At 77.8% G+C, this 12,484-nt stretch carries 11 protein-coding genes; 7 read left to right on the top strand and 4 right to left on the bottom strand.

Translation table 11 applies throughout. The features are described from left to right. Both ACWIZO_RS19135 and ACWIZO_RS19130 read right to left on the bottom strand, forming a co-directional pair. Complete coding sequence (locus tag ACWIZO_RS19135; RefSeq protein ID WP_448639229.1) at nt 1-1,185, bottom strand: cytochrome D1 domain-containing protein; 1,185 nt, start codon at nt 1,183-1,185, stop codon at nt 1-3. Nucleotides 1,186-1,294: 109 nt separating this feature from the next. Further along, the gene (locus ACWIZO_RS19130) at nt 1,295-2,803 is read right to left on the bottom strand and encodes a carboxylesterase/lipase family protein (RefSeq protein ID WP_448639228.1); all 1,509 of its coding nucleotides are present in this window, start codon (nt 2,801-2,803) and stop codon (nt 1,295-1,297) included. A 240-nt stretch (nt 2,804-3,043) separates the two neighbouring features. On the opposite strand from ACWIZO_RS19130, the gene ACWIZO_RS19125 reads away from it, so the two are divergent. Then, nucleotides 3,044-3,418 carry a hypothetical protein gene (locus ACWIZO_RS19125; protein ID WP_448639227.1) on the top strand — a complete coding sequence of 125 codons (375 nt, stop codon included), beginning with the start codon at nt 3,044-3,046 and terminating at the stop codon, nt 3,416-3,418. Nucleotides 3,419-3,922: 504 nt separating this feature from the next. Continuing rightward, on the top strand, nt 3,923-4,126 hold the full coding sequence (locus ACWIZO_RS19120; RefSeq protein WP_446760363.1) for a cold-shock protein: 204 nt from the start codon (nt 3,923-3,925) through the stop codon (nt 4,124-4,126). A gap of 94 nt (nt 4,127-4,220) precedes the next feature. Here ACWIZO_RS19120 and ACWIZO_RS19115 read toward each other — a convergent pair whose 3' ends face one another. Together ACWIZO_RS19115 and ACWIZO_RS19110 are read right to left on the bottom strand one after the other, a co-directional pair. Continuing rightward, a complete protein-coding gene (locus tag ACWIZO_RS19115) occupies nt 4,221-5,195 on the bottom strand; it encodes a patatin-like phospholipase family protein (protein ID WP_448639226.1) in 975 nt (324 codons plus the stop codon). A gap of 12 nt (nt 5,196-5,207) precedes the next feature. Beyond that, nucleotides 5,208-6,386, bottom strand: a complete 1,179-nt coding sequence (locus ACWIZO_RS19110; protein ID WP_448639225.1) for an FAD-dependent oxidoreductase — start codon at nt 6,384-6,386, stop codon at nt 5,208-5,210. Between the two features lie 134 nt (nt 6,387-6,520). Here ACWIZO_RS19110 and ACWIZO_RS19105 point away from each other — a divergent pair, with 134 nt between their 5' ends. The 5 genes from ACWIZO_RS19105 to ACWIZO_RS19085 all read left to right on the top strand — a co-directional run bounded on the left by ACWIZO_RS19105 (nt 6,521) and on the right by ACWIZO_RS19085 (nt 12,308). Next, nucleotides 6,521-6,901, top strand: coding sequence for a hypothetical protein (locus ACWIZO_RS19105; protein ID WP_448639224.1), 381 nt, complete (start codon nt 6,521-6,523; stop codon nt 6,899-6,901). A 114-nt stretch (nt 6,902-7,015) separates the two neighbouring features. Beyond that, on the top strand, nt 7,016-7,528 hold the full coding sequence (locus ACWIZO_RS19100) for a hypothetical protein (protein WP_448639223.1): 513 nt from the start codon (nt 7,016-7,018) through the stop codon (nt 7,526-7,528). 201 nt (nt 7,529-7,729) lie between these two features. Then, nucleotides 7,730-8,770 carry a 3-oxoacyl-ACP synthase III gene (locus ACWIZO_RS19095; RefSeq protein WP_448639222.1) on the top strand — a complete coding sequence of 347 codons (1,041 nt, stop codon included), beginning with the start codon at nt 7,730-7,732 and terminating at the stop codon, nt 8,768-8,770. Then, entirely contained in the window at nt 8,767-11,325 is a 2,559-nt protein-coding gene (locus tag ACWIZO_RS19090; RefSeq protein ID WP_448639221.1) for an alpha/beta fold hydrolase, read from the top strand. Before ACWIZO_RS19095 ends, ACWIZO_RS19090 begins: the two co-directional genes overlap by 4 nt. Then, nucleotides 11,322-12,308 carry an NAD-dependent epimerase/dehydratase family protein gene (locus ACWIZO_RS19085; RefSeq protein WP_448639220.1) on the top strand — a complete coding sequence of 329 codons (987 nt, stop codon included), beginning with the start codon at nt 11,322-11,324 and terminating at the stop codon, nt 12,306-12,308. The genes ACWIZO_RS19090 and ACWIZO_RS19085 overlap by 4 nt, the downstream gene beginning before the upstream one ends. Nucleotides 12,309-12,484 lie beyond the last annotated feature (176 nt).

Here is a 12,484-nt window from a genome sequence, read left to right as displayed (position 1 = left end):
TCACCCGCCGGGCGCGACGTCGAGCAGGCGGATGGTGCCGTCGCCGAAGTTCGTGACCAGCAGCCGCCGCCCGTCGGGGGTGACCGTGACGCTGGTCGGGTCGGTGCCGGTGGGGACCCGGGCGGTGACGGTGCCCGACGCGACGTCGACCACGCCGACGGTGCCCTCGTCGACGTTCGCGGTGTAGAGGTGCCGGCCGTCGGGCGCCCAGGTGACGTCCTGCGGCCCGGCGCCCACGCCGGGCACGGTGGCGACCACGCTGTCGCTCGCGGGGTCAATCAGCACGACGTCGCCGCCGATGTAGTCGACCAGCGCCAGGCGGGTGCCGTCGGGTGAGAACTCCAGGCTGTGCGGCCCGTCGCCCACCGGGATCGTCGTCACCACGTCGTTCGTCGCCAGGTCGAGGACGGTGACCACGTCGGAGAAGTGGTTGGTCACGTAGGCGTGGCGGCCGTCGGGAGCGAACGCGATCCAGTGCGGGGACGGCGCCACCTCGATGCGCCGTACCAGGGCGCCGGTGGCCGGGTCGAGGACGTCGAGGTGGTCCTCGTCGAAGTAGGGCACGTAGAGCAGCCGCCCGTCGGGGGTGGTGGACAGGGCGTAGGGGCCCCGGCCCACCGGCACGGCGCCGACCACCCGGTCGGTGGTGGTGTCGATGGTGACGACGGCGTCGGCGGTGTACTCGGCGTCGAAGGCGGAGACGTAGGCGCGCGTGCCGTCCGGCGAGAAGGTGACCATCTGCGGCGGCGCGTCGGGGACGGGGATCGTCCCGGTCGGCTCGCCGGTGGCCGGGTCGATCCGGACCACCGCGCCGGCGGCCGGGTCGGCCACGTAGCCGAACCCGCCGCCGGGTGCGAGGGCGAGGTGGTGCGGCGCCTGCCCGACCGCGACCGCCGGCCCGGTTCCCGGGGTGGCCGCGCTGGCCGCCGACGTCGGCGCACCGGAGGACGGCACGCCCGTGCCCGACGCCGCCGACGAGGCGGTGGTGTGCCCGGCGTGCTCCGTGCCGCCGGGTGCGGCCTGGGCCGCCTCGGCCCGCCCGTCGACCGACGGGGGGCCGCCGCGCACCAGGAGCACGGCGACCGCGGCGCCGGCGAGCAGGAGGACGCCGAGCACGACGCCGGCGACGCGCCGGCGGGCGCGCCTGCGGCGGTGCTTCCCGTGGGTGCCGTGGTGCAGGTCCATGGCCGCTGGTCCCCGTCCGCCGTCCGCGCGTGCATCCCCCCTCAGGGGCTGCATCGTCGGGTGGTCCCGGCTCGCTCACAAGGGGAACGGCCGCGGCGGCGAACCCAGGTCAGCGGATGCCCTCCCACAGGACCCGCTGGTCGCCCCGGGGGTCGTGCAGCAGCCGCACCTGCTCGCCGAAGTCCTGCACCGGCCGGCGCTGCGTGTCGTAGGGCGCCCAGCCGGGGTCGCCGTCGATGACGAAGCGGACCCAGGCGCCGTGCATCGCGTCGGCCAGCGCCTGCGGGGCGGCCTCGCCCATCAGCGCGCCGTGGCCCTCCTGCTCGAGCGTGTCGAAGGTGAAGCCGAGCTCCAGGGCGTGGCAGGCGCCGAGCCGGCCGCCGAACTGCGGGGAGGGCCAGGAGAACTCGTACACCCACGCCCGCCCGCCGGCTCCGCCCCGCTCCGTCACCGCCTCGGCCAGCCGGATCGCCGGCACCCGGAAGAACCAGTCGGTGGCGACGTCGGCCAGGAGCTCCCCCGGCGTCGCGCCCGGACGGGCCGCGCCGTAGACCTCCAGGGCCCGGTCGGCCGGCAGCCCGTAGCCGGCGAGGGCCAGCGCGAGCAGCTGGTCGGTCACCAGGTCGGCGACGCCGTTGGGCACGAGGAACAGCCGCTGCTCGTCGCGGTTGGCGCCCACGAGGACGGCGACGTCGCGGGCCGACCCGCCGGCGATGCCCCGGATGGGCAGGTCGGGCAGCACGTCGCCGTCGACCACCGGCTCGAAGGCCATGAGGTTGACCGCGACCTCGCCGAAGCGGCCGGGGTCGGGCGCGAGCGCGACCTCCCGGGCCAGCCCCTGCTGCGCGGCGATCAGGTCCGCGACGGGGACGGCGGCCAGCGCCTCCCGGGTCGCCGGCACGCCGAGCCGCTCGGCGAGGTAGCCGCCGATCCGCGTCGCCGTGGTCGCGGTGAGCGCGTGGTGGCCGGCACCGCTCTGCGCCACCGCCTGGGAGAACAGCCCGCGCGCCGAGGGCATCGCCAGCAGGCAGGCCACGCTCATCGCGCCGGCCGACTCCCCGCCGATCGTGACCCTGGTGGGGTCGCCGCCGAAGGCCGCGATGTTCTCCTGCACCCACCGCAGCGCGGCCACCTGGTCGAGCAGGCCGCGGTTGGCCGGGCCGCCGTCGGCGAAGTGCAGGAAGCCGTCGACGCCGAGCCGGTAGTTGATCGTCACGCAGACGACGCCGTCGCGGGCGAAGGCCGTGCCGTCGTAGACCGGGACGGCCCCGGACCCGTTGACGAAGGCCCCGCCGTGGATCCACACGAACACCGGCAGCCCGGACGCGCCCGGGTCCGGCGTCCAGACGTTGAGGTTGAGGCAGTCCTCGCCGGGGATCTGCGGCTCGGGGAGCAGCAGGTCGTAGGGCGGGGCGTGGGGCGGCTTGGGCACCGTCGGCCCGTACTCGGTGGCCGGCCGGACCCCGTCCCAGCGCTCGGCCGGCTGCGGCGCGGCGAAGCGCCGGGGGCCGAAGGGCGGGGCGGCGTAGGGGATGCCGAGGAAGGCGTGCACGCCGTCGCGGCTGGTGCCGCGGACCGTGCCACCGGAGGTCTGGACCGTCGGTGTCGTCGTCGTCACCCCGCGGACGCTAGCCCTCGCTCGGGACCCCCGGTCCCGCCCGGCCACGCCGGGCCGCGTCGGGTCGTCGTCCCGCGACCCGGCGGTCCGGCGCGTAGCGTCGGGGGTGCGGGACGGCTCGGTGCCCGCACCGTCCCCTGCCCGACGGCGGCGCGCCCTGCGCCCGGGCAGACCGCGCCGATCCGGCGCTCCCCACCGCGGAGAGGCCGCGCGCCCCCGCCCTGACGTCTGGACCCCTGCATGACCGCACCCGACCTGCTGTTCCTCGCTCCCCCCTCGTCGGGGTACGAGCCCGACGACGACCGCGCCGACACCCCGGCCCCTCCTCCGCCGCGGGACGCCGCCGCGAGCCGCTCCGCGAGCCGCCCCGCGGGCCGTCACCGCGAGCCGGGTCGGCAGGAGCCGGCCGGAGGGCTGCGCATGACCCGCGGCGCGCGGGAGGCCGCCACCGGCATGGGGGTGAGCGACGGCGACGTGCAGCGCTGCCTCGACGCGCCCGATGACGTCTCCCCCGACGAGCGCACCCCGTCGCGCACCCGGTTCCGCCGCGGTGGGCTCGTCGTCCTCGCCGGCGCCGACGGGATGGTCCTCCGGGTCGCCCGCCGCGGCCGCTGACCGGAGGATCCCGTCGCCGCACACCGGGGACGCTGCGCCGACGCCTCCCTCGGGTGCCCCTGCCGGGGTGACGAGGCGATCCACGAGGAGCACTCGCGCGCGATCGCCGAGGCGCGCTCCCGGTCCCACGAGCCGGTCGACTGCCCCGAGTGCGGCGCGCCCACGACGCCGCTGGCCATCGTCACGTGGGGCAACTGCCGGGCCTGCCGCACGGCGCACTCCCGCGTGACCGACCCCCTGCGCTGGTGAGCGCCGCGGCCGGCCGGGCCCGCGGGCGCGGCCGGCCGCCGGGTCCGGTGTGATCCCGCTCCCCGATCGGGTCGCCGTCCCCTGCGGCGGCGCGCACCCCGTACAGTCGGTGCCGGTCGCTGTCGTGCCTCTGCCTCGTTCCCGGACGTCCGCAGTCGTCTCTGCCTGACGTTCCTCTCGGTCCTGCCGGTCGGTGCGGCGACCCGCGGCCGGCGCCTGCCGGCCCCGACACCTCCAGCACGGAATGAGATCGACATGGCCCAGGGCACTGTGAAGTGGTTCAACGCGGAGAAGGGTTTCGGCTTCATCGAGCAGGACGGCGGCGGCGCCGACGTCTTCTGCCACTTCTCGGCGATCAGCGGCAGCGGCTACCGGTCGCTGGACGAGGCGCAGCGCGTCGAGTTCGACATCACGCAGGGCCAGAAGGGCCCGCAGGCGGAGAACGTCCGCGCGATCTGAGCGGCGCGCCGGACGGCGCACCCGAGCAGCGCAGGAGGGGCACGGCGGGCACACCGCCGTGCCCCTCCGTCGCGTGTGCGGCCGGAGCCCGGAGCTACCCGGCCGCCAGCCGGACCAGGTCGGCGACCTCCGGCTCGGCCGCCCGGCGGCCGGCCGCGAGGAACGACTCCTGGATGACCTCGTTGAGGCGGGCGCGCGACATCATGTCGTTGCCCATCACCTGCTGCTCGCGCGCACCGGGGGCGAAGACCACGGTCCGGATCCCCTCCGCCTGCAGCGCCCGGACCTCGCGGTGCAGCAGCCGCGTGGCGTGCCGGCGGGCGGCCGCGTAGAGGTCCGGCCGCCACCCGGCCGACCCGCTCATCGGGGAGACGACGATGACGACGTCGAGACCCAGGCCCCGCAGGACCGCGGCGTTCGTCGGTGAGTGCACGCCGCCGTCGACGTAGCGGCGGCCGCCGATGCGGACGGGGGCGAAGTACCCGGGCACCGCGCACGAGGCCGCGACGGCCAGGTGCAGGGGCGCCTCGGGCGTGCCGGGACGGCCGAAGACCACGCGGCGGCCGTCCCGCCGGCGCACCGCGGTGATCCACAGCGGGGCGGCCGGCCAGCCCGGCGCCTGCTCCTCCAGCTCCCGCAGGGCGGCCAGCTGCTCGACGATGTCGTGCTGCCCGGGTGCCAGCAGGGTCATCCCGGCGGCCATCGGCCGGAACTGCCACGGCCGGGTCAGCGCCCGGTGCACCATCGACGGGCCGGGCAGCCGCAGGGGGCGGCGCAGCACGTCGAGCGGGCGGAAGGGCGCCAGCTCGGGGACGGGCGTGGTGGCGACGTGGCGCATCACGCCGCCCTCCCCGGACAGCGGCGCCTTGACCGTCCAGGCGGCGAGGTCCTCCGCCGAGACCCCCAGCCGCAGCAGGGTGCCGGTGATCGAGCCCGCGGAGGTCCCGACGACGACGTCCACCCGGCGGGCGTCGAAGCCGAGGTCGTGCTCCAGCACCGCCAGCACACCCGAGTGGTAGGCCTGCCCGACGACGCCGCCACCACCCAGGACCAGGCCGACGCGAGTCATGCGCCGAGCCTGTCACGCGGTCGCGGCCCGCACCGGGTCGTCCCACTCCAGGTGGTGGTCACGCACCCAGGCCTGCGGGTCGCGCCGTCGCAGCACCAGCGGCACCACCAGGTCGCGGACCACGCGCCCCACGGCCGGCGGTGCCTTGACGCTGCTGGTCCGGAACCCCTCGGCCACGATCCGCTCCGTGCGCCGGCGCCGGACCCGCTCGTAGGCCGCCAGGGCCTCGGGCCGCGGCAGGTCGCGCAGGCAGCGGGCGAGCACGACGGCGTCCTCCATGGCCAGCGAGGACCCCTGCCCGGCGGCCGGCGAGGTGGCGTGCGCGGCGTCGCCGACGAGCACCGTGCGCCCGTCGTGCCAGCGACGGACGGCGGGGACGTCGTAGGTCGTCCAGCCCCGCAGCGGGTGCGGGGTGGCGTCGACGAGGGCCGGCACCGGTGAGCGGTCGGACGCGTGCAGGTCGTGCAGCAGCGCCCGCCAGTCGGCGTCCGAGCGGGCGGCGACCGCGTCGGGCGCGGGCTCCCGCGCCGCCGGCGGATTGGCGAACCACCACGTCCGGCCGTCGGGCGCCGGGAGCCAGCCGAAGAACGACCGCCGGCCGAAGACCATCGTCAGCCTCCCCACCTGCCCGTCGGCGGGCGTGTGCTCGGCGTAGCCGGCGGTGTTGAGCACCGGCACGAAGCGGGGCGGCGCGGCGGCCGGGTCGAGCAGGGTGCGCACCGTGGAGCGGACCCCGTCGGCGCCGACGAGCAGGTCGGCCGACTCGCTCGTCCCGTCGGCGAAGGTCGCCCGCACGCCGCCCGGGGTGCTCTCCACCGCGGCCAGCCGGGAGCCGAAGCGGACGTCGACGCCGCGCCGCGCGGCCTCCGCGTGCAGCACCCGGTACAGGTCCGACCGCCGCAGCGAGATGCCCCCGGGGCCGCCGGTGCCGGTCGGCAGGGTCCCGAGCACCCGGCCGGTCCCGCTGCGGAACTGGATCAGGGGCGTCGGGAAGCCCGCGTCCCGCACCGGCCGGTCCGCGTCGACCGCCCGCAGCGCGTCCAGGCCGTTGACCTGCACCCCGAGCCACGCCCCGACGTCCCCGGCGGGGGCCAGGTGCGCCTCGTGGACGGTGACGTCGATGCCCGCCTTCTGCAGCGCCATGGCGGTGACCGGTCCCGCGACGCCGCCGCCCACCACGATCGCCCTCATCGCCCCACCCCCACGTCGCCCCACCCCCACGTCGCCCCTCCCCCACGTCGCCCCGTGCCGCCGGAGCCCGCACTCTGCCGCACCGGCGGGACCGACGGCGGTCGACCGTCGGTGGCCACCGGCAGGATCGGCCCGTGGTCGCCTTCTTCCTCCCCCGGGCCAGCGACGACGAGCAGGCCGAGCGGCTGTACGAAGCCCTCGCCGAGTTCGCCGGCTGCGAGCCCGCGCCCCCGGCACGGCGGGTCCGCTCGATCGCCTTCGACCAGGACGGCGCCCGGTGGGTCGCCGAGGTCGGGGAGGAGCTGCGCGGCCAGCGGACGACGCGGCAACTGCGCCGCGGCGAGCTGCACGAGCGCACCGAGACGCTGACCTCCACCGCCCGGGTGCTCGCCGTCTACCCGGGCACGCCGTTCGTCGTCGTCACCGACGCCGCGCCCATCACCGGGACGCCGTCGGAGTGGGCCAACCCGTTTCCCGCCACCCCGGGCGACGTCGTCCTGTTCGACGCCCCCTGAGCGGGAGCGACCTGAGCCCGAGACCCGGGAGCACGGCGCCCGACCCCCTGGTCAGCGACGCCTGCCCGGCGGACCCTCGACACGGTCACCCCGACCCACCCCCGGGAGGCCGTCGTGTCCCGAACCCCGCACCCGTGTCGAGCCGGGGCCGCGCTCGCGGCCGCCGTCGTCCTGCTGGCCGCGTGCGGCGGCGAGGACGGCTCCTCGAGCGGCTCCGCGAGCGCCTCCTCGGCGGCCCCGAGCGCCGTGCAGACCGGGGAGCCCACCGCCTCCGGCTCCGGCGCCGGGGACTTCTGCGCGCAGGCCGCCGGGATCGACGAGCGGGTCGAGACGGCGCTGGACGGCATCGGCGACGACGACCCCTCGGTGCGCGACGCCTTCGACCAGATCGCGGCGGAGCTGCGGGCGATCCAGGCCCCCGAGCCCATCGCCGCCGACTGGGCCGCGCTGGCCGACGGCCTCGACCGCACGGCCGACGCGCTCGCCGACCTCGACCTCACCGACCCCCAGTCGCTGGCCGGGCTGGAGGACGTCGGGGACGAGCTGTCCACGGCGAGCGACCACGTCGAGGCCTACCTCCGCGACGAGTGCGGCACCGGCACCTCGGGACCCGCGCCGACCTCCTGAGGGCCGGCACCTCCGCCGAGCAGCACCCCGGCGGCGCGGCGTCGCTCACCGCGAGGACCCGTGTGCGCTCCTCCCCCACCGCACCGGCTGCTGGCAGCCAGGGCGGACACTGGCGGAATGCGCGTGCAGAGGTCGGGTAGTGGTGGCGTCAACGAGGGCGGTGGGCAGGAGGCCGGCCCTTCCGAGGACTGGACCCCGCGAATGAACGGCTCACCCCTGAACGGCAACGCCACGCACCGCTTCGGCAACACCGCCGTCCTGGCGCTGCAGACGGCCGACGCCACCCGCGTGGTCACGTCCGACGCGCTCGACGACGTGCTCGCCGACACCTACCGCCGGGTGGGGCTGCGGCCGGGCCTGCTCGAGCGCCTCGCCGGCATCCGCGAGCGCCGCTGGTGGGCCGACGGCGTCACCTTCGTCGACGGCGCCGCCGAGGCCGGCGCGAAGGCGATCAGCGAGAGCGGCGTCGACCCGGCCGGGATCGGCCTGATGGTCAACACGTCGGTCAGCCGCAGGTACCTCGAGCCCTCGACCGCGGTGGCCGTGCACCACGCGCTCGGCCTGCCGCGGTCGTGCCAGAACTTCGACGTGACCAACGCCTGCCTGGGCTTCGTCAACGGCATGGAGCTGGCCGCCGCGATGATCGACTCGGGGATGGTCGAGTACGCCCTGGTCGTCAACGGCGAGGACTCCCGGCCGGTGCAGGAGCGGACCCTCGAGCGGCTCAACGAGCCGGGCACGACGTCGAAGGACGTGATCGCGCAGTTCGCCACCCTGACCCTGGGCTCCGGCGCCGTCGCGATGGTGCTCGGCCGCGCCGACCGGCACCCCGAGGGCCACCGCCTGGTCGCCTCGGTGAGCCGCGCGGGCACCGAGCACCACGAGCTGTGCGTCGGCGACAACGACCTCATGCGGACCGACCTCAAGGGCCTGCTCGACGCCGGCCTGGCGCTGTCGCAGGACATGTGGGCCGACGCCGCCGCCGAGGTCGACTGGGCCCGCGGCATGGACCGCTACATCGTCCACCAGGTGTCGAAGGTCCACACCCAGGCGATGTGCGACCGCTTCTCGATCGACCCGGCGCTGGTGCCGACCACCTTCCCGACCCGGGGCAACCTGGGCCCGGCGTCGGTGCCCTACACGCTGGCCGGCCAGCAGGACTCCCTCGTCGACGGCGACCGCGTGCTGCTCATGGGCATCGGCTCGGGCCTCAACGTCTCCTGCCTCGAGCTCGCCTGGTGAGGGCCCCCGACAGCCCCGGCCTCCCGCCGGACCTGCCGGGCCTGGACCCCGCCTGGTCGCGCACGGTCGCCGTCGCCGACGCGGCGGGCGTCAAGCACACCTGGCACGTCCTCGACAACGGCGTCGCGGACCCGGTGGGCACGCTGCTGTGCGTCCACGGCAACCCCACCTGGTCCTACCTGTGGCGCCGGCTGCTCGCGGCCGCGCCGCCCGGCTGGCGGGTGGTCGCCCCCGACCAGCTCGGCATGGGCTTCTCCGAGCGGCTGCCCGGGCCGCGGCCGCTCGCACAGCGCATCGCCGACCTCGGCGACCTCACCGCGGCCCTCGGCGTCGCCGGCCCGGTGGTCACCGTCGGGCACGACTGGGGCGGGGTCGTCTCCCTCGGCTGGGCGCTCGAGCACCGCGCGGACCTGCGCGGCGTCGTCCTCGCCAACACCGCCGTCGCCATGCCCGAGGGCGACTGGGGTCCCGCGCTGATCCGCGCCGCCGACGCCCCCGGCGTGCGGGCGGCGGTCACCGTCGGCACGCCGGTCTTCGTCCGGGCGACGACGGCGCTGTCCCGGCCGGCGCTGCCGGCCGAGGTCCGGCGCGCCTTCGCCGCGCCCTACCGGACCGCGGCGCGGCGCCGGTCGGTGGGCGACTTCGTCGCCGACATCCCCTTCTCCCGCGGCCACCCGTCCCGCGCGGCGCAGGAGGCCGTCGCCGAGGGCATCCGCGGCCTCGACGTCCCGGCGCTGCTGCTGTGGGGTCCGCGCGACCCGGTCTTCGGCGAGCGCTACCTGGCCGACCTGCGCCGCCGCCTGCCGCAGGCCCGGCTGCACCGCTACGAGGGCGCCTCCCACCTGCTCCCGGAGGACGCCCCGCAGTACGCGCAGGCCGTGGCCCAGTGGGTGAGCGACCTCGGCACCGGCCCGGTGCCGTCCGCCCGCCCGGCGGGCGACGCCGGACGCCGGCTGTGGTCCGCCCTGGAGGAGCGCTCCGGCGACGACGCGCCCGCGGTGGTCGAGGTCGGCGGCGCGACGGTGACCTGGTCGGCGCTGTCCCGGCGGGTGCGCGACCTGGCCGCCGGCCTGGCCGCCTCCGGGGTCCGCCCCGGGCACCGCGTCGCACTGCTCGTCGAGCCCTCCGCCGACCTCACCGCCGCGGTGTACGCCGTGTGGCGCGCCGGCGCCGTCGTCGTCGTGGCCGACAAGGGGCTGGGGCTGCGTGGCATGCGCCGGGCGCTGCGCAGTGCCGCCGTCGACTCCGTGGTCGGCGGCCGACCGGGCCTGGCCGCGGCCCGGCTGATGGGCCTGCCCGGCACCCGGATCGCCGCCGGCCGGCCGGGCCCCGGGTCCGGCGCCGCGCACACGCTCGACGAGCTGGAGACCCTCGGCCGGTCCGCGCCGGCGCCCGCCGAACCCCCGGCGGACGACGACTGCGCCGTGCTGTTCACCTCCGGGGCCACCGGGCCGGCCAAGGGCGTCGTCTACACGCACCGGCAGGCCGCCGCCCAGCTGGAGCTCGTGCGGTCCACCTACGGCCTCACCGCCGGCGACCGGTTCGTGGCCGCGTTCGCGCCCTTCGCCATCCTCGGGCCGGCGCTGGGCATCGGCTCGGCGGTCCCCGACGTCGACGTCACCGCCCCCGGCTCGCTCACCGCGACGGCGCTGGCCGACGCCGCGGCCGCCGTCGACGCGACCGTCGTCTTCGCCTCCCCCGCGGCGCTGCGGCGGGTCGCGGCCACCGCGGGCGACCTGACGCCGGAGCAGCGGGCCGCGCTGGCCCAGGTCCGGCTGCTCATGTCCGCCGGCGCGCCCGTCCCGGCCGCGCTGCTGCGCTCGCTGCGGGAGGTGCTCCCGGCCGCCGACGCGCACACCCCCTACGGCATGACCGAGGCGCTGCCCGTCACCGACGTCTCGCTGGCCGGGATCGAGGCGGCCGGCGACGGCGAGGGCGTCTGCGTGGGCCGCCCGCTGGCCGGCGTGACCGTGCGGGTCAGCCCGCTGTCCCCCGGCGGGGAGGCCGACGGCGAGCTCACCGACCGCCCCGGCGTGACCGGCGAGGTCTGCGTCCGCGCCGCGCACGTCAAGGACCGCTACGACGCGCTGTGGGCGCTCGAGCGGGCGGCGTCGCGCGACCCCGGGTTCCACCGCACCGGCGACGTGGGGCACCTCGACGCCGAGGGCCGGCTGTGGATCGAGGGACGCCTGCAGCACGTCGTCACCACGGCGGCGGGCGTCGTCACCCCGGTCGGGATCGAGCAGCGGGTGGAGCGGCTCGAGGGCGTGTCGGCCGCCGCGGCCGTCGGCGTCGGCCCGGCGGGAGCGCAGGTCGTCGTCGTGGTCGTCGTGCCGTCCGGACGCCGGTCCGGACGGCGCGGGCGGCGGATGGCGCTGGCCGCCCCGGAGCTGGCCGACGCGGTGCGCGCCGCCGCCGGGGTCGAGGTCGCCGCGGTGCTGGGCACCGCCGCGCTGCCGGTGGACGTCCGGCACCAGTCCAAGGTCGACCGCGGCGAGGTGGCCCGCCGCGCCGCGCGGGTGCTCGCCGGCGCGCGGGCGCGGCGCCGCCCGTGAGGGTGCTGGTCACCGGCGCCAGCGGGATGCTCGGCCGGGCCACGGCCACGGCGCTGCTCGCCCGCGGCGACGAGGTGACGGTCCTGCAACGCCGTCCCGCCGGCCTGCCCTGCCCCGAGGTGCTCGGCGACGTCGCCGACCCGGCGGTCGTCGGCCGCGCCGCGCGGGGTCAGGACGCCGTGCTGCACCTCGCCGCCAAGGTCGACGTCACCGGCCCGTGGGCGGAGTACGCGCACGCCAACGTCGACGGCACCCGCGCCGTCGTCGACGCCTGCCGGGCGGCCGGCGTCGGCCGGCTGGTGCACGTGTCGTCCCCGTCGGTGGCCCACGCCGGGACGGCGCTGACCGGGGTGGGCGCCGGGCCGGCCGACCCCGCGCGGGCCCGCGGCCGCTACGCGCGGTCCAAGGCCGTGGCCGAGCTCGGCGCGCTGGGCGCCGACTCCGCCGCGCTGGCCGTGCTGGCGGTCCGCCCGCACCTGGTGTGGGGCCCGGGTGACACCCAGCTCGTCGAGCGCATCGTCCAGCGGGCGCGGGCCGGTCGGCTGCCGGTGATCGGCTCGGGCGCGGCGCTGATCGACACCACCTACGCCGACAACGCCGCGGCCGCGCTGGTCGCCGCGGTGGACGCCTGCGGGCCCGTGCACGGCGAGGCCCTCGTCGTCTCCAACGGCGAGCCGCGCCCGGTCGCGGAGGTCATCGGCCGGCTCTGCCGGGCCGCGGGCGTCCCCGGCCCGCGCCGGCGGGTGCCCTTCGGCCTGGCCTGGCTGGCCGGTACCGCGGTCGAGGCGGTGTGGGAGGCCACCCGGCGGCGCTCGGTGCCCCCGCTGACCCGGTTCCTCGCCGAGCAGCTGGCCACCGCGCACTGGTTCGACCAGCGGCGGACGCGGGAGGCCCTGGGCTGGCGGCCCGGGGTGGGCCTCGAGGAGGGCTTCGGGCGGCTGGCCGACTGGTACCGCCGGACCCCGCTCCCCGACCGCGGATAGGGGTCGTCCACCGGCCGCGGTGCCGTGCGGCGAGGGCGCCCGGAGGCACCGGTCGACCGGCCGGTCCGGCCGCCAGGTGCAGGGTCAGCCCTGAGGCCGGTCGAGGGCCTGCCTGCTGGTCGTACCCCCGTCGCCGGGCCGACCCTCGGTCGCGTTCCTCTCCACCCGACGGAGGC

The sequence above is a fragment of the Geodermatophilus sp. URMC 63 genome (assembly GCF_053502565.1).
This window is presented reverse-complemented; position numbering and strand designations above follow the sequence as displayed.